This window comes from Paenibacillus sp. J2R1T-4 (assembly GCF_059692235.1).
On the sequence record NZ_JCAUBA010000001.1, the window covers coordinates 222,797 to 239,623 of the forward strand.

17 protein-coding genes are annotated in these 16,827 nt (G+C 43.2%); 4 read left to right on the forward strand and 13 right to left on the reverse strand.

Annotated elements, in window-relative coordinates:
• Window positions 1–6 precede the first annotated feature (6 nt).
• Entirely contained in the window at window positions 7–639 is a 633-nt protein-coding gene (locus tag AC58QD_RS01120) for a TraX family protein (RefSeq protein ID WP_497329124.1), read from the reverse strand.
• A 263-nt stretch (window positions 640–902) separates the two neighbouring features.
• Here AC58QD_RS01120 and AC58QD_RS01125 point away from each other — a divergent pair, with 263 nt between their 5' ends.
• The gene (locus tag AC58QD_RS01125; protein ID WP_497329126.1) at window positions 903–1,721 is read left to right on the forward strand and encodes a DUF2935 domain-containing protein; all 819 of its coding nucleotides are present in this window, start codon (window positions 903–905) and stop codon (window positions 1,719–1,721) included.
• A gap of 65 nt (window positions 1,722–1,786) precedes the next feature.
• On the opposite strand, the gene AC58QD_RS01130 is transcribed toward AC58QD_RS01125, so the two are convergent.
• From AC58QD_RS01130 to ku, 10 genes are all read right to left on the reverse strand, one after another.
• Window positions 1,787–2,182 (reverse strand): divergent PAP2 family protein, encoded by a 396-nt coding sequence (locus AC58QD_RS01130; RefSeq protein WP_497329128.1) that lies wholly within the window; start codon window positions 2,180–2,182, stop codon window positions 1,787–1,789.
• 255 nt (window positions 2,183–2,437) lie between these two features.
• A complete protein-coding gene (locus tag AC58QD_RS01135; protein WP_497329130.1) occupies window positions 2,438–2,953 on the reverse strand; it encodes a hypothetical protein in 516 nt (171 codons plus the stop codon).
• Window positions 2,950–3,426 carry a hypothetical protein gene (locus AC58QD_RS01140; RefSeq protein WP_497329132.1) on the reverse strand — a complete coding sequence of 159 codons (477 nt, stop codon included), beginning with the start codon at window positions 3,424–3,426 and terminating at the stop codon, window positions 2,950–2,952. Before AC58QD_RS01140 ends, AC58QD_RS01135 begins: the two co-directional genes overlap by 4 nt.
• Before the next feature lie 30 nt (window positions 3,427–3,456).
• Window positions 3,457–4,557 carry a GerAB/ArcD/ProY family transporter gene (locus AC58QD_RS01145; RefSeq protein WP_497329134.1) on the reverse strand — a complete coding sequence of 367 codons (1,101 nt, stop codon included), beginning with the start codon at window positions 4,555–4,557 and terminating at the stop codon, window positions 3,457–3,459.
• Window positions 4,558–4,810: 253 nt separating this feature from the next.
• Window positions 4,811–6,013, reverse strand: a complete 1,203-nt coding sequence (locus AC58QD_RS01150; protein ID WP_497329136.1) for a Ger(x)C family spore germination protein — start codon at window positions 6,011–6,013, stop codon at window positions 4,811–4,813.
• A gap of 5 nt (window positions 6,014–6,018) precedes the next feature.
• Window positions 6,019–7,629, reverse strand: a complete 1,611-nt coding sequence (locus tag AC58QD_RS01155; protein WP_497329138.1) for a spore germination protein — start codon at window positions 7,627–7,629, stop codon at window positions 6,019–6,021.
• A gap of 4 nt (window positions 7,630–7,633) precedes the next feature.
• On the reverse strand, window positions 7,634–8,638 hold the full coding sequence (locus AC58QD_RS01160; RefSeq protein WP_497329140.1) for a DUF3231 family protein: 1,005 nt from the start codon (window positions 8,636–8,638) through the stop codon (window positions 7,634–7,636).
• Between the two features lie 38 nt (window positions 8,639–8,676).
• Window positions 8,677–9,195 (reverse strand): CBO0543 family protein, encoded by a 519-nt coding sequence (locus AC58QD_RS01165; RefSeq protein WP_497329142.1) that lies wholly within the window; start codon window positions 9,193–9,195, stop codon window positions 8,677–8,679.
• 203 nt (window positions 9,196–9,398) lie between these two features.
• Complete coding sequence (locus AC58QD_RS01170; protein WP_497329144.1) at window positions 9,399–10,304, reverse strand: ATP-dependent DNA ligase; 906 nt, start codon at window positions 10,302–10,304, stop codon at window positions 9,399–9,401.
• A 2-nt stretch (window positions 10,305–10,306) separates the two neighbouring features.
• Entirely contained in the window at window positions 10,307–11,239 is a 933-nt protein-coding gene (ku, locus tag AC58QD_RS01175; RefSeq protein ID WP_497329146.1) for a non-homologous end joining protein Ku, read from the reverse strand.
• A gap of 214 nt (window positions 11,240–11,453) precedes the next feature.
• Here ku and AC58QD_RS01180 point away from each other — a divergent pair, with 214 nt between their 5' ends.
• Window positions 11,454–12,263: a hypothetical protein gene (locus tag AC58QD_RS01180; protein ID WP_497329148.1), complete on the forward strand. Its 810-nt coding sequence runs from the start codon at window positions 11,454–11,456 to the stop codon at window positions 12,261–12,263.
• Window positions 12,264–12,265: 2 nt separating this feature from the next.
• On the forward strand, window positions 12,266–12,817 hold the full coding sequence (locus AC58QD_RS01185) for a hypothetical protein (protein WP_497329150.1): 552 nt from the start codon (window positions 12,266–12,268) through the stop codon (window positions 12,815–12,817).
• Between the two features lie 116 nt (window positions 12,818–12,933).
• Here the strand turns inward: AC58QD_RS01185 and AC58QD_RS01190 are convergent, their stop codons facing one another.
• A complete protein-coding gene (locus AC58QD_RS01190) occupies window positions 12,934–14,010 on the reverse strand; it encodes a YheC/YheD family protein (RefSeq protein ID WP_497329152.1) in 1,077 nt (358 codons plus the stop codon).
• A 184-nt stretch (window positions 14,011–14,194) separates the two neighbouring features.
• Between AC58QD_RS01190 and AC58QD_RS01195 the strand changes: the two genes are divergently transcribed.
• Complete coding sequence (locus AC58QD_RS01195) at window positions 14,195–15,295, forward strand: glycosyltransferase family 4 protein (RefSeq protein ID WP_497329154.1); 1,101 nt, start codon at window positions 14,195–14,197, stop codon at window positions 15,293–15,295.
• A gap of 233 nt (window positions 15,296–15,528) precedes the next feature.
• On the opposite strand, the gene murA is transcribed toward AC58QD_RS01195, so the two are convergent.
• Complete coding sequence (gene murA, locus AC58QD_RS01200; RefSeq protein WP_497329156.1) at window positions 15,529–16,821, reverse strand: UDP-N-acetylglucosamine 1-carboxyvinyltransferase; 1,293 nt, start codon at window positions 16,819–16,821, stop codon at window positions 15,529–15,531.
• Window positions 16,822–16,827 lie beyond the last annotated feature (6 nt).

Here is a 16,827-nt window from a genome sequence, read left to right on the forward strand (position 1 = left end):
AACGGTTCACCATCCTTCTACTAATATGACTATAATACCAAGTACAGCCAAATGTACAGGATAAAAGCTTCTCCAAATCCAACGCTTCACCTTGAACCTGTCCAACTGATCGAATACTGTAGGCCAATATACTAAGAGCATCGTCGGGAGGATACTATATAATTGCAGCAGCCATCCTTTGTGGATAAGATAGGCCAGATTAAGAATTAAGTGGGTGACGACTAGTGTATGAGAGTTCAAATAGTAATAAGCCAGAACAAGTAGTAGCGCATATGCCCCGTAATCAAAAGGCACCGCTTCGAGCAGCAGAATGCTCAACCCCAGAATAACAGATACAGCGAATTTGTTCTTAATGCGTTCTATCGCCAATAGTGCGATGAAGCATACAAGGAAAGTGCCAACTATATTGACTTTAATACTCTGCATTGCGAGTAGGAAAGGGATTTCTGAAACTACCGCGATCAGTACCAGTCGTTTGAAATATCTCGATATGCTACGTGTATGCCGATACCCTGCAACGAGGCAATAAGCATAGATAGGCATAGCCATTCTACCTATTATTCTCCACGTCTGCTGCTCCGGAGCAAAGACTACTCCAATATGATCGATCAGCATTGTAATCATCGCAATTATGTACATAGCGTTCAGCTCCTCTCGCGCCTTTCCTTAGCATAACATTTCCACGTTGCCCATTCCTACTTTTGCATTGCAGCTGATCTATAATATACACCTCCAGTTTCTTCAACAGGGCTAGGCTATCCTAACAAATTGGTTCTTAGTGACTGTGACGACAATGACAGAGTCAAAAAAGATTAGGTGTTAACGGATAGGACAAAAAATATTAAAAAAATTACTGCATATGCTTATAAATAATGAAATCTAACACAGGAGGTAAACTAGTTATGCCTGATGCTTTTGTAGTAAGGTCTTTGGATGAAGTGCGGTTCTGGTCTCGGATTATGAAGGAACACTCTTTATTTCTGAAGTTAGGGTTTAGATGTGAAGATACGCAATTAATTAATGAGGCTAATCATTTTTACACTGTTTTTGAAGCCATTGAGAATAAATCCCATACCCTTCCTTTAGACACAGATCCCCAAGTCATCAAACGATTTAATATGGAGGTTCATACAGCTGCCTCCCACATTTGGGCATTCAAACGAAAGGTACTGGGATTAATCCTGAGATGTCAGCTGCCAGGGGCCAATAACTTTCCATTATTAGTGGATCATACAAGCAGAGAAGCCAATTACTTCAGGAATCGTTTGGAGGAATTGAATGAAGGAAAGCTTGAACCATTACCCGACGCTATTATCGATGAGAATGTCTTTTTCCTGCGTATCATGGCGGACCACGCCAAATTTATAGGTCATTTACTAGACCCTTCCGAGAGGCTATTGGTTGATCAGGCGCGCGGCTTTAGTCAGGATTTTGATCAACTGTTATTTCAGGCTAAGGATCTGGATTCCATGCGTCCGCAATCGCAAACCGTTCCGTTGCTGGACCAGTTCTTGGATCAAAATCGCGTATCGGTAAAATCATTGCGTGACTTCAAACAGACCGCGAGAGACTTAATTAATGCATGTAAGATAAAGAGTATTATTCACCCGCTATTGGCAGATCATGTATTCCGTGAGGCTGAACGATTTCTTTTTATCATCGACATGTTCGAACAACATTTAACTGGGGGAAGTATTCAGGCACCCAAGCACGCTCATTGATTGGCTAAAAAAAAGCCGTCCGGTCATCTCCGGACGGTCCTTCGCGTTGGATCACAGTGGGAATCCTAAAAGAACACATATAGCAATATACTAATCCCTATTCCGAATAAGGCTCCAACCACGACCTCGATCGGCCTGTGTCCTAACAATTCCTTTAATGTTTTGTTCGTATTCCCTTCCTTAACTATTATAGGAGTAGCTTCGACCAGTCGATTAATAAAAGTTGCATGGACGCCAGCATGTCGCCGAATACCCTGGGCGTCAAACATAGTTATAAGACTTACAACTACAGCAATTGCAAATACAGGTGATGAGACTCCCTCCTGGATTCCAATAGCCGTTGTTAGGGAGCTTACAGCTGCGGAATGAGAACTAGGCATCCCTCCAGTACTAAAAGCAAGCATAGAGTTCCATGACCGATTCGATATGAGATTAAGGGGGACCTTAATTAGTTGAGCCAAAATAATAGATAAAAGCTGCCGTTAACGGAAAATTTAACATCATGGAATAATTCCTCCTTCTTTCTTGCATGCCTACAAAAATCAAAACCCAATGTTAATTCCCCCTCATACGCTAGTTTGAACCCAAGATGGATATTATAACCAAAAACATCAAGATTTCGTGATCTAGTATACATCACATTATGTAAAAGAAGACCTGATGCAAGCATCAAGTCTTAAATTCAATCAATCCAATGCATCAAGCTTGTTTATTCTCTAGCCTTTTTGTTGTGTTTCCGTGTGCGGAAGTGGATCCTTCAGATGGTTGTGAATGAAATGATATACACCGATTAAGAGGAAAGAGGATATCGGATAGGTAGGAATCGAGTAGATCAACTTCCAACCTGTATAGGTAAGGACCTTGTTGATTAGACATAACCATTCATAGACGACAGCGACCCCAGTCCATACCGCAATATACCCAATGAGTTTGTACCCTCTCAACTTCCATCGATCATAAAAGTAAAGAAATATTAAAGAAGAGCATGGGTATTGGGTTAAATGGATTAATACCGCCGAAGGTTCATAGGTCTCATTATCTGAGAAATAGTACAGTTTGAATGGCGTGCCTACAAGGAAGTAATCAATCGATTCCACATACACGACACTATAGATCCAGATCATAATCGTAGTAATCCAAGTAAAGTGTCTAAGGATAAAGAAAAGCGGGATCAGAAATACAACAGTGGAAAGGATCATAAACCATTCATTCCAGTCAAACGTCCAATTCATGTTGGCGGTACCTCTCTAATGAGTTTCTTTCGGAAGATCTTCATAAATCCGATGGTTACCAAGCTGAATGTTGACCATGCCGCAAAAGACCACCACAATCTCCAGTTGTTATGAATGAGCACACCTAACCCATCTTCAAGCCACTCCAGACCGACTAACACACAAACCGTACCCGACACCGAGCCCAACTTTTTAATAAAGGATGATCCGGTCACATAGGAATTCAAGAACCAGACGAAGACGACGGGAACCAACACGATTCGATTGAGAAAATGGGTCATCTCCAAACTTAAGATATCCGGTATCTCAAATAGCTTGAAGTTCAGGTTCGTAAAAGCCGAGTAGTTTTGTGCTAGAAGAGAACCAATCAGCCAGTAAGTAAAAACCTCTAGCGTATGAAGATTTTGTCGCCCGTATTTGAAGAAAAGCAAGACAGCGGCGAGATTGAATATGACATAAATGGTTGGGATCATGGACCATACTCCTCGAGAACAGCTTGGCATTCACTGGGATTCTTTCTTCTTTCTAATTACGGCCACTACGAGAATTAATAAGGGAACAAGGATTGCATAGGGCAACGAATAAGGAAAATCAATTTTCGATCCAAAGTAGATGTAAAAAGCTGCATCCGGATAAGCGATTATAGATAAGACAATTAATATTATTCCGAAAGGTAAATATAAGGATCTGGACTCCTTTAGCTTAAACAATTCTGCAAAGGTCATCGTGGAAGCGTAAAAGCATATGGCAAGCTTGAAGTAAATTGTAATAAACCAAATACCTGCCATAATGACTTCCAATCTCTCCAGAAATGACCCGATACTGATTTTTTTGGCTAAGCTATAACTGGGATACATATGCCTGGCTGTTATATCAGCACCTAATACTAAAATAGATAAAAGGGATATCGTGATTAACATAACTCCACCTATAAAAGTACCTACTAAAAAGGCCTTCCGAGCTTTTGGTGAATTATTAACGTAGGGGAAAAATACCAGAAAAACTACAAGTTCCATGTAAGGGGTGCTGAAAACTGGGATCGATGCACGAACAATCGGTTTGATACCAGAACCAAATATCGGTAATAGATGGCCAACCTGGAACTTGGGAGGAAGAAGTACGACCATGATCAGGAAAAAGAATATAACCCAAGGTAAAAATATTTCTGCGGTGCGGGTGAACGTCTCAAGTCCATTGCGAAGCCCCATTATTATTACGCCCAGAAAAACGATATGGATATACTGGATCGGGGTGTTCGGCAACACTTGAGTCGTCATGAAGTCGCCAATATTACGGAGAACAAGAGCAGATAAGACGAAGAAGTAGCCGAAGTAAAGGAAAGCGACCACGCTTCCCAGCCATTTGCCAAGGACATCCTGACTATATTTCACAAGAGTCGTCCTAGGAAATCGGAAGGTGATACAGTTGTAAAGGATAACCATAACAATTCCGCCTAATAATCCGACTGCTGAAGCAATCCAGGCATCTTGTCTGGCTTCTAGCGCAAGCCCGGATGGAGCAATAAGAATTGAACTGCCGATGGTAAAAAGAATCGTTAATATCGTAAATTGATGAACACCAATTCTTCCTTTCTCAATCGACACTCGTCTCACCCCTATTTCAGCATTCCGAATATGTAATCACTTATTGGCTTGATAATATAAGTAATCCAGTCTAGCGGGTTCGGTAAAGGAATTCTTACAACATGTAAGACACTGATAGTAACCCCTGTCACCAATAAGACGAAGAAGAAGTAAAATTCCTTGATCATTTTTTTCCTTAATAGATAAGGAGCTTCCAAGAAAGCTATAATACCTCCTGCGGCTAATATGCCTGAAATGGCCCACATGATAGTAGTCAGTCCTTTCTATCAAGAAAAGAATTACTTATCGTACCTAGGCGTCTAATCTGTACATCCACATCAACGGTTACATTCAATTTCGCGAAATATTGATCCCAATCTTTCTTCATCTCCATCCAAGCTTTAGGGTCGTTGTCTTCAATTGATTCTCCGAATCCGAATATGTCTGTCTTGTTCTTTTGAGCTTTTGATATGGAGGATTTCATGATTTCCGTTAATTTTTCTCTCGATATTTTCTCCAATTGTGCTATGGTCTCGGATTGAGTAATGTCAATTTTGCATTGGACTTCTCCAATATTTTGTTCAACAAACAGTTTGATGGAGATATGAGGTTCTCCGTTAACAACCTTACCTTTGATCTTTGATTTGGTACGCGAAACTTCTACTGCCAAAGTTCCTCCTTGAGGACAAGTTATATGACCAATTGTTTTTTTCACATTGCCCATAATGTAGTTGTACCCTTTGCTCTCCTCTTCATTGAGCCAATCTACCAGTTTATCCTGTTTGAATAGTGCTAACCCCATATATTGCAGATTTGCATACGGTTCTGATTTGGTCACATTGCTTCTGTTCTGCCCTTCTTCTTGATCCCCGAAAATCTTAACGCCGGTAAGTACAGTATCTTTCGTAGGGTTAGATAAATCCGATATAAACTTGTCTAATTGCATTTTTACAGTGGGCGCCCATGATTTTTCAGACATTTCTAACATACTGAACAATTTATTAGATGGGATTTTTTCAATAGGTGTTAATATTTCGAGTACTTTCTTGGCACTTGTCTTCCTAGCGATGATCAAATAAAAATCGGACCGGAACTCATGATTCCTGGATACCCCATCCAATATTTTCTCAATTCCTTGTCGAGCCAATTCTTCTCCGATCACCAATACGCGGAGATGGGAGGAATATATTTTTCTAGGTGAGACAGTTGAAAGCTTAGCGAGGGCTTCTATGGTGGTTGGCTGAGCCGCACTTAGAATAGTAACAGGAGAGGTGTATCCTCCGCCCCCTCTTCTGGTTGTGACTTCACTTGGATTCACGATTTGGGAGGTCACTTGTATAAGGTTTCCATCCTTATCCAATCCCATTCCGACTGCTATAGCAAGATCATTCATTTCTCGCCGATCCCAGCAGCCAGTAAGACCAATGGTAACAATGATCAGAAGATAGATAACATTTACACGGCTTCTTCGTCCCATAATGCTTAGCTCCTTTTGGATCTTCGCTGATTCGGTTTGGCAGTGGGAGCATTGTTCTCCCGGATGTTATTGTTCTTACTGATGAATCGAGGCCGTGAGAACAATCCCCATTGTGGTAAACGGAAAATGGTATCCTTTTGATCCGCAAGATTGAAAGGAGCCATGGGTGACATATACGGGACACCGAATGAACGCAAGCTGCATAGATGCTGTACCATACCGATCAACCCTACCGTAATACCGAATAATCCGAAGGTTGCCGCAAAGATCATCAGAATAAATCGGAGAATACGGACTGAAATGCCCATGTTAAAGGATGGAATGATGAAGTTAGCAATGGCCGTAATCGCTACGATAATAACCATAGCGGGCGACACTAATCCAGCCTCTACTGCAGCTTGTCCTATAACCAATGCACCTACTATAGATACAGCTTGTCCTACCGTCTTGGGCAGTCTCACTCCAGCTTCACGCAAGATCTCAAAGGTCACTTCCATTAAAAGCGCCTCGATAAATGCCGGAAAAGGAATTCCTTCCCTTTGAGCAGCCAAACTAATCAATAACGAACTAGGCAGCAGCTCCTGATGGAATGTAGTAATCGCAATATACATAGAGGGTGCTAGCAAGGATATAAAGAACCCGGCATATCTTAATATCCGGATCAAGGTTGCGAATTCTGCTCGTTGGTAATAATCTTCTGCTGATTGGTAGAATTGTACAAACAAGACGGGGGCTAAAAGGACAAACGGAGTACCATCCACAAGTACCGCAAACCTCCCTTCCAGTAATCCGGAAGCCACCACATCGGGACGCTCAGTATTATACAAAGTGGGAAATGGGGTAAAGGTCTCGTCCTGGATCAGCTCTTCAATGTTGCCGCTTTCCAGAATTCCATCAATCTCTATTCTTGCAAGCCGCAACCTTGCTTCATCAACAATCTTGTCATTAACAATGCCTTTGATGTACATGATCCCTACGGTGGTGTTAGTTACTTCACCAATCGTCATCGTTTCCAGCCATAGATTAGGGGTCTTGATCCTTCTTCGTATTAAGGAAATATTCGTGCTTATGGATTCCGTAAATCCCTCCCGCGGTCCTCTAACTACGGATTGAGACGTCGGTTCCTCTACTGCGCGTTTATTCCCCCCCGTGGTATTAGCAGCCAAACCATAGGGATGACCTTCAAGCAGAATTACAGTTTCACCAGACAAAATGGAGTTATATAGCGCAAAATAATGGTGAATCAGCTTTGTCTCGCCGATTGCTGGGATACTATTCTTTATCAAAACAAAAGGATCCCTTGCGCCATCGTCCAATTGATGTTGAATCCCTCTACTATTATTGAGAAGGGCTCCCTTGATCTGTTCTTGAACAATGGCAGTGTCAGCCAAGCCCTCCAGATATACAAAACCGACTTTCAATCTACAGGTCGAATCCATATCTATTTCACTTGTGACAACATCAACACTATTGCCGAAAGCATCGTTAATATTCTTAAAGACGGTCTCCAGATCCAAGTGAAGCTGCTCCTGTGCTTTATCTGTTTCTTGGTTGTCATCCCCTGACCTTGATCGCTCACGGTTGAATATGTTAAGTAAGGTTTGGGTGATTCCCATACGATTAAGCCTTGGCTAGAGCTTCACGATCAACGGCTTGAGGAGGTTGTTCCATCCACCCATTATTGATCATGATCTTGGCTCCATCATCCGCGTATTTCATAATCTCCGCCGTTAAGCGAACATATAAGGAAGCAATATCTAATCTAGGGCTTACTGAAATAGCTGCTCCATATTCTCCAATTCCAGAAGCAATAAGAGTAGTAATATGGAACATGATCAGTCTATCGGAGAATGGCGAAACCTTGGAGGCTGATACCTCCGCGTCCCAGGTCATCGGGACAGGTAAATGTTCTTTGGTTAACAATGCACCAAATGCTTCGATGTGATCTACTGCAATGTCCCTCCCCTTCTCCATATATTTTCGCACCTCTTTATCCGCCGCAACTTGGCTAAATCCAATGATCAATGCTTTTCCTATTGTGTTGCGTTTGATATTGAAATCAAGATTTCCTATTTCAATAGCTAATAATGGACGTTGGTCGCCAAACCAGTTTCCCAAAAAGCTTTGTTTGTGCACAAAATCTACCTTGTCAGGATAAGGGATTGAAGGAGGTCTAACATAGAGACCTTTTTCTAATGCTACGTTCCTGGATCTGCTGAGCAGCTCCATAGCGTTAATCAGACAATTCGAGTAAAATCCAGTCACATCCGATCTCACCGAACTTGACAAAGTGATGCTGTATCCGCTAATTACGAATTTTGCCATGTGTACTACGTATTGCAGCGCAAATGAATCAGAGAACAGCCGGGGAGCTGTTGGATCGACATCCGCATCCGTAAAGCCATGTGGAATAGGAATGTTCTCATTAATAAAAATTTGTTTTACTTTCTTCATTTGGGTCTCTGCTAACTGTAAACCGAACTCAAGAATAGGTCGAGTCTGCGGATCCTCCGCCTTTTCTTTAAAATACTTAAGCCCGCATACCGTCATAGAGTCCATAACATAAGATGTCCAAAGACTAGCGATTTCGGCTGAGGTCAGACGTGCGTTGTGTAATTCATTCATGATGTTAGCCTCCTGCATTGATTTAGATTACGTTAGTTTTATTTCCTCAATTCAATAGGAACATGAACAGGGACATCAAACAACCAGACCCAGAATACGCACATGATCGCAGATATTCCGTACGCGATCAAAGGTTTTCTATAGAAAAGCCATAACATTGGAAACATGGTAAAGTCGAATATAACCGACCACCCAAAACTCCACCCATATTGATACAGGATACGTCCTGATCTGGAGAACACCCATTCCACCGCAACAAAGATGAAAATCCATTTCAAGTAATGCAGGAATATTTTGCGCGGTTCTTTTGGATAGTTGGACAAAAAAAGTAATGCCGTTGCTGGGAATGTAATGAAGGAATATACCATCTCGGTCATGCTATGATTGGGTAAAAAATCAGGTTCCAGCTTCCAGAGAAAATGATTGGCCGTAAGGAAGTTATATAGGAGATTCCCCATAGCAAAATACATGAGAGTCGGATGATATTTCTCCCAGTTTCTCCAATCGCCCCATTTCCAAGCTGAAATCAATGCCCATAAGGCTACAAATAGATGCATCTTCTAGTCCGCTCCAACGAGTCGAGTTCATTTCTATACAGATGTAAGGATGTACCTATCATTCCATAAAATTATAAAGATTATGTAACATCTACACATTAAGAAACCCTTTTCCTCTAATTTCCACAACAAAAAAAGACTGTTCGCGGACAGTCCTTTGCTGAGACATATAAACTAACTCTAACTATTGGGTGACTTTGCGCTCATAGCGGTATTCCTCCCAATTCGATCACCTTCGGATGCCGCAATATCCCAACGTCGGTCGTTTCCAGGCCTGTTACACGAGCTGGGAGCGGGATGTTCAACCAGCGAATGTCCGAACCTCTCAAGCCGTCAGGAAGTTTTGAGAAATAGTTCTCCTGCTTGGCTTCTGCTTGATGCAGCTGCAGCTGACCTTTGGCGTGCCCGTTCAAGCCTGAGGATACACGTCCGAAGTAACGACCGTTTCTACTCATCACCAGGCTGGACACACGCCCTTCCTTCCAGATAATACCGACGATCTCTACATCGAAATAGAGCACGGTCTTTCGTTTGTACCAGTCATTGTGGTTTTTGCCTTCCCTATATAAGCTCGAAAGCCGCTTACTGACAATGCCCTCCCAACCGTTCGTAACTACCCAGCTCCACAATGCCTCTCCATCTTCGAACACATCCGCCGGAAAAAAGGGAGCCCCCCATTCCGACGTCAGGTCATTCAACTTCTTGCATCGTTCTGCGTATTCAGTTCCTCGAAGATCCTCATCTCCAATCTGCAGCAGATCAAATATAATGTATTGAACTGGCTGTTGAATTGAAGCGCGACGGATCATTCCAGGGTCAGCCAGTTTATCTCGCCGCTGCATGAGCTGGAAGCTAGGGCGACCGGTGTTCGCATCAAGAATTACCGCTTCTCCATCAAGGAGGAACTTCCCCTTCTTCTGAGAAAGAGCTTCCACCAGATCTGGAAAGTTCCTATTCTTGAGTAACCCATTTTTGGAGTAGAGCTCGACATGCCCGTTATCTACCCACGCAGCGATCCGATATCCGTCCCACTTAAGCTGGTGGATCCACTTATCTCCAGTTGGTATTTTGTTTTGAAGGATGGGCGACATCAAGGTTATATCCATCATACTTAAGCACCTGTTTTCTTTCGACGTGTTTTGGTTGTCCCCTTCGAAGGTTTGGCTGTTGTCTGTGCAGAAGACTTCGCTTTCGAAGTAGAAGTCCGTTTTGCAGTTGTCTTCGATTGGACTTTGTTTTTATCCGGTTCTTTGCTCGCTTTTTTTGTAGTTGATTCGCCCTTGGATTGCTGCAGGCTCGCTTTCAGCGCGTCCATAAGATCGATGACATTCGTTTTCTTAGCCTCTGGTGCCAGCTTGACTTCTTTCCCCTCCACTTTATCCTCAATCGCATTCATCAGTCGCTCGCGATAATCATCCTCGTATTTATCTGGATCAAAAGTCGAGGATAACTGATTAATCAGCATTCTTGCCATCTCCAGCTCCCGATCATCCACCTTTACTTCCTTCGGCAAATTCGGAATTTTTTCTTTGGAGCGGATTTCCTCTGCATAATACATCGTCGACATGGATAATACGCCGTCCACGATGCGGATTGCCGCCAAGCTGCTCTTAGATCGAATGCTTACTTTGGCCACTCCGATTTTATTCGTATCCAATAGAGCTCTCACAAGCAGATTATAAGCATGAACACCCGTATTATCAGGAGCCAAGTAGTATGTTTTCTGGAAAAAGATGGGATCAATTCCTTCGAGATCTACAAAATCAAGAATACGAATTTCTCTTGAAGTCTCGGAGGCTAGTTGCTCCAGTTCCTTTTTATCGAAGACCACAAAGTGGCCGGGCTCATATTCATATCCTTTTACTATATCACTCCAGCTTACTTCATCGCTACATTTCGGACAGGTCCTGTGATATTGGATGGGAACATTGAATTCTTTATGCAGCATTTTCATAGGAATATCAATATCCTGAGTGGCTGTGTACATTTTGACCGGTACATTCACGAGTCCGAAGCTTACGGCGCCTTTCCAAATCGTCTGCATAAGTGTTGCCTCCTATTCGCTTGATTTCCCTGATAGGGTACCCACACATGTAATTAACCGAAGCTTAAACCAATCAATCAGGGAAGATCAACTTTTAGACTACTCCGCTCAACTCAAAGCTAAGTTTTTGGCACCGCAACTAATATGAAACGGCCAGCGTCTACTATATATTGGATATCCTTAATAATGATGGATACCATTGATCGGAGGATCTGTGAAGAAATATACTTTGTGGTTATTTCTCTTGGCTGTTGCGGGTGCGTGGAGCGGAAACTTGTGGTATTACAACTCCCAGAAGCTAGAGAAACCGATTTTCCTCCAGCACTATTATGAGATTCCAGCTTCCTTAGCTACACACATGACACTGTACTATATTTCGAACAGCGACTCAACTCGAGCCCCATTTAGATTCTTACTTCCGGATGGGACTGACTTGAATGTCGAACACAGCAATATAAGAGACAAGCGAGGCCGATTACAGCTGTTTGAAGTTGTGGTGTCTCCCCAGAAGAATGCATTTGATTCGTTAACGGGACCAGTAAAGTTCGAGCAGGTAGCCGTGTATTACCGGGATGGATTCGTAGATACAGTGCCGATCGGAGAAATCATTATTCACCCCAACCTTAAGGCGCATGAGACATCTCTCAAAATGAATTTTGCAGGAGGCTCATCGGACGGAACCGGAAAAGCTGGCTATAACGTCGAGTCCGATGTCTCGATCAAATCGATTTCGCACAGTTTCCCCTCACTTCTCTCCGATTCTCTTGAAATCGAGTTTCAGGGAAAGAAAGCAACTGACGTTGATGCATTTCCACTACTCCTTCGAGCTAGAGATTATGCATCCTTGAGCTATCAACTGAAATTCCCTAAGGGCGATGAACGTCGGTTCCATGCCTACCAAATCAGGATCAGTTATGATGACGCAAGCGGAAATAATGTCCCCCTGCAACACGTTAATGAACAGCCCCACTTGTACGAGAATGACCTTAACCGCTACTTGCGATTGAGAAAAGGAGGTAAGTAACGATGAGAGAAGCTTTCCTCCGGTACTTCTGGGGTATATTTTTTATCCTGATCGATTTCCGTATCGGATTTCTGGACGTACTCCCTGATTTCATCGGCTTTATTCTCATGTGGACGGCTATCGATACATTAGGGCGTGAGCGGAGCGGGTACATGAGAGCTAAGCCTTATGTAATCCTTCTTACCTTGCTGTCTCTTGTAGAAATTGTTCCCCTATTAGGGCAACCTGGCTTGAAGATCGGTGAATCTATACCCATGCTCGCTTATGGCAGTTTCACTATGCTGTTAACCTTGGTCATGATGAATTTCTTTTTTATCGAGATTTCCAGACATGCATCCGATGCTTCTGCCTATTACCTTGCCGCAAATGCAAATAGCCGCCGTTCGTTTTTCAACCTCACATCTGGTGCTCTCTTAGTATATATGCCCTTCTCCATCAACCTTTCACCAGAAATAGTTATTACTTTGACCGTCTTGATCAGTTTATTCAGTATTTTGTCGATGATCCTATTGGGGTTCACTTGTAGACAAGCAGCCAAAGGTCTTCATCTATAAGGATCCGTCCAATAGAGCCCAAAAAGACCACTGAGAAGATCACTCAATGGTCTAAATTGTGTACTATTCTCCTTGATAAGCTGAGATTGCTTTTAGTTGGCAACCTATGGTCGAAGTTATCGTGATACAGTAGCCCGATTCTGTCTGTTAACCAGCAAATACTTTGCATACTGAAGGGGCGTTAAATATGTTCGATAGAACGTTTTGGAAAGCTTTGCCTTTTTAAACGTGATTCGTTGGTCTCTTCCATTCATCTCGATTAATTTGAGGTATCCGTCCTTGTCGATTCCCATATCAAACCCAATATCCGCAAGATGTGGGAGCTTATTACCCAAATATCGGGCAAGCTGTAAGGCCACCTTCCGAATCGTTTGTTTGGTCTCCGTTACGGGAAACCCACTCGCCTGGAATAAATCCTCGCATCTTCTCACGGTGCCACCCTTCGCTACATTCGTCACCTGACGTCCTTTGGCTGCAATCTTCCCCACAATCCCAGTGACCTGCCACTCCCCTCTCTCTCCCCTTTGAACAGATACTCGCAAGTCATAAGGTTTCCCGTTATAAGTAGCAAGCGGAATCGCTTCCTGAATAATGTAGCCTTTCCCGTTGATAAAATGATGTATAAAGGTTTGCGCGCTCTTGAGCCCCTTCTGAAGGGGTTTCCCTTTCCGGACAAATAAATTCCAGCTGCTGTCATTGCCTCTGCTAAGCTTAATAATCCCAGTACCTACACTTCCGCTAGTCGGTTTAATAAACATAGAAGAGTAGACCTTCATAGCTTGTATCAAGTTGGCTTTTGAGTATTTGACCGTTCTTGGGAGGTAGGATCGGAAGCTGGAGTTAGCTGCAAGGATATTATGAATTCGATGTTTGCTGAATCGGTTCAAGCGATTAAAAACATGACTGGAGGCAGAAAGCCCTTTTAGCTTAGAAATTAGGGATGGTTTCAAAGTTATGGCGCGATTATGAGTTACTTTCGGAAATTTTAACCTTGCTAGCCGATAACGTTTTCCGTCGTACGTCATTCCAAGGGCAGACTTATTACTCATTTGAAGCAAGGACATATAAAAAGGTTGTAACTGAAGCTCTTTGGCTGCTTTGTTGTACAGCTTAATATGCTCATAACCTGTTTTGTTTCTTTGAATTCCTTTGTATATATCGTGATCTAATAATATTCCAACCCTTTGTTCCATCCATTCAACCTTCTTTATATAATTATCAATAACACAATTTATTCTCCACAGTCATTTAGATACACAACAAAAGCCCAGTATCGGATTATATATTTAGGCTGTGTGCAAGAGGCAAGTTCAGAGACCTAATGGCTACTCAGGAATATACTGTACGGAAAACATAGGCTTCCACGAGGTGAGAACATTGCGAATTCTAATCATTGCCCCTGAACAAATACCTGTTCCCCCTCCTACTGGGGGTTCTGTGGAACATTGCATTTTTCAGATTGCTCTAAAAATACCCGCTCAACATTCCGTTACGATTGTAAGCCGATGGCGTCCGAAATACCCCAAAAGAAGCGAAATGGGTCATGTAAAGATTATTCGGGTAGCGGGTAGGAGTAAAAAAGACTATCTCTCGAACGTGCTAAAAGCAGTTAAAGGACTTCATTTTGATGTGATCCAGATCGATAATCGTCCTAGTTTTGTTCACACAGTCAGAGCATCGTTTCCTAATACTCCACTTTCTGTTTTTTTACATTCGACAACGTTTATTTCACCGCCGATAACATCGATAAGAAAGGTTGATAAAGACTTTACCGGCGCAGATCTAATTGTTGGGAATAGCCGAAAGTTGCAAGCCCATTTAATCCAAACATTCCCCCGTCATAGCCATAAGGTGCGTTTTGTCCATCTTGGGGTAGATTTACAAAAATTCCGCCCCCTTAACACATTCCGTAAAAAGCGCGGGAAGCATGACCCCTTTGTTATCCTTTTTGCAGGACGCCTCATTCCAACCAAGGGCATCCCTGTGCTCATCAAAGCTGCTTCAATTGTAAGAAGAACGATTCCATCTGCCAGATTATCGATCGCGGGCGGGGTCGGCAAACGCAGCTATAAAAGGCACCTGAAACATCTAGCGGCATCCTCTTACGTTCCTGTCACATTCAAGGGAAATGTATCCAGAGCCAAAATGCCTTCCTTCTACCGATCAGGCGATTGTTTCGTGTGCCCTTCCCAAGGTCTTGAAGCGTTCGGTCTTGTCAACGTGGAGGCTATGGCATCCGGGATACCTGCTATCGCTTCAAGAGTTGGCGGGATACCAGAGATCATCCGGCATCAACACAACGGGCTGCTAGTAGCCAATTATAGAAGTCCGGCTGCATTTGCCAGTCCAATCATTCGCCTTGCAAGGAATCCAAGTCTGGCTAACAAACTAGCTATTCGAGCTCGACAAGATGTACTAAAGAAATTCAGTTGGAATGCTACGGCCCAAAAATTAATGAACATTTATAGTTCTCTTTAATCAGAAAAAACCGCAGGAGATCACTCCAGCAGTTCTTTGCGGTTGAGTTCAGTTAGCACGTGAGAGGGCATGCGGATGGATTACGATTGCTGTTGTGTTCGGGTTCCTTTGATAATATTTTTATTGGTAGGAACCCAACCACAAAGGCAACCACTTCGTTTCTCCACTCCATCCCCAAGCCCTTTTTGTGCTACTTTCCATCATTGTGTTACGTATTTGGTAAGCAGTATTCCCTAGATCAAACTCTCCCTGATCCCTTGGGGTTCCATGTCTGATTCAATTAGTCGGATGGCTGCTCCTAACGAGCGTAAGTTACCAATAATATTGTCATACCCGCGTTCCAGATGCTCCACACCGGTAATGAATGTGGCCCCTTCCGCTACCAACCCGGCAAGGACGAGACAAGTTCCTGCGCGCACATCAGTAGTATGCACCCAGTTCCCTGTTAGCGGGCGACCGCCTCTAATAAAAGCACTACCCTTCCTCAGCTCGATTTCTGCACCCATGCGACGCAGCTGCGGGATATGGCTGAAGCGGTCAGGATATACCTTTTCCGTAACTATACTTTTCCCTTTGGCCATAAGTAATAACGCAGTCATCGGTTGCTGCAGATCGGTCGCAAAACCAGGATACATCGATGTACGAATTCTGGTCGCTTTGACAGTATCCGCTCCGTAAGCGGTTATGCTGTTCTCCCCTGTTTCAATCCCTAATCCAACTTCTTTGAGCTTTGCAATGCAAGATCTCAAGTGCTCCGGAATCACATTCTCAACGGTTACCTGACCTCCAGTTATTCCAGCTGCCATTAGAAAGGATCCAGCAACCAGACGGTCAGGGATCACCATGTGAGTCCCCCCGTTCAAATACGGTACGCCCTCAATTCGGATACAGCTAGTGCCAGCACCATATATTCTTGCCCCAAGTTGATTAAGCAGCGAGGCCGTATCCACTACTTCCGGGTCCAATGCTGCCTGGTGCAGATTCGTTCGCCCTTTGGCTCGGACGGCTGCCAGCATGGCGTTGATCGTTGCTCCGCAAGTAATCGTATCAAAAAAGATGTCTGTCCCTTTAAGCTCATTCGCCTCCACCGTGTAATAGTCATCTTGGATGTACACTTTGGCACCCAGCGCCTGAAAAGCTTTTATATGTTGATCAATTGGACGGGATTTGAAATCATCCCCTCCCGGGAATCCAATAGACACTCTTCCGAATTTAGCCAACAATGCTCCCGCAAAATAATAGGAAGCTCTATAGGATGAAGCTTTCCCAGGATCAATTACTGCGCTATGTATGAATCGCGGGTCTAATTCAATAGCACCATCACTATTCCTTCGAATCTCAAGCCCGATATCTCGGCCTATTTGACTAATTACTTTTACATCTTCAATATCCGGAATACCCTCAAGTCTAACGATATCATCAGCGAGACATGAAGCGGCCAGAAGAGCAAGAGAGCTGTTTTTCGAACCGGAAATTTGTACAGAACCACGAAGAGCGCTAGTTTGCTCCACTTTTATATAACGCATATAAGG

Coding starts and splice junctions, on each gene's coding strand:
- ku (WP_497329146.1), bottom strand. CDS start 11,239: ATGCAGACGATTTGGAAAGGCGCCGTAAGCTTCGGACTCGTGAATGTA.
- AC58QD_RS01185 (WP_497329150.1), top strand. CDS start 12,266: ATGAGAGAAGCTTTCCTCCGGTACTTCTGGGGTATATTTTTTATCCTG.
- AC58QD_RS01165 (WP_497329142.1), bottom strand. CDS start 9,195: ATGCATCTATTTGTAGCCTTATGGGCATTGATTTCAGCTTGGAAATGG.
- AC58QD_RS01140 (WP_497329132.1), bottom strand. CDS start 3,426: ATGATCCCAACCATTTATGTCATATTCAATCTCGCCGCTGTCTTGCTT.
- murA (WP_497329156.1), bottom strand. CDS start 16,821: ATGCGTTATATAAAAGTGGAGCAAACTAGCGCTCTTCGTGGTTCTGTA.
- AC58QD_RS01170 (WP_497329144.1), bottom strand. CDS start 10,304: ATGATGGATATAACCTTGATGTCGCCCATCCTTCAAAACAAAATACCA.
- AC58QD_RS01125 (WP_497329126.1), top strand. CDS start 903: ATGCCTGATGCTTTTGTAGTAAGGTCTTTGGATGAAGTGCGGTTCTGG.
- AC58QD_RS01190 (WP_497329152.1), bottom strand. CDS start 14,010: ATGGAACAAAGGGTTGGAATATTATTAGATCACGATATATACAAAGGA.
- AC58QD_RS01135 (WP_497329130.1), bottom strand. CDS start 2,953: ATGAATTGGACGTTTGACTGGAATGAATGGTTTATGATCCTTTCCACT.
- AC58QD_RS01155 (WP_497329138.1), bottom strand. CDS start 7,629: ATGGGAATCACCCAAACCTTACTTAACATATTCAACCGTGAGCGATCA.
- AC58QD_RS01120 (WP_497329124.1), bottom strand. CDS start 639: ATGTACATAATTGCGATGATTACAATGCTGATCGATCATATTGGAGTA.
- AC58QD_RS01160 (WP_497329140.1), bottom strand. CDS start 8,638: ATGAATGAATTACACAACGCACGTCTGACCTCAGCCGAAATCGCTAGT.
- AC58QD_RS01150 (WP_497329136.1), bottom strand. CDS start 6,013: ATGGGACGAAGAAGCCGTGTAAATGTTATCTATCTTCTGATCATTGTT.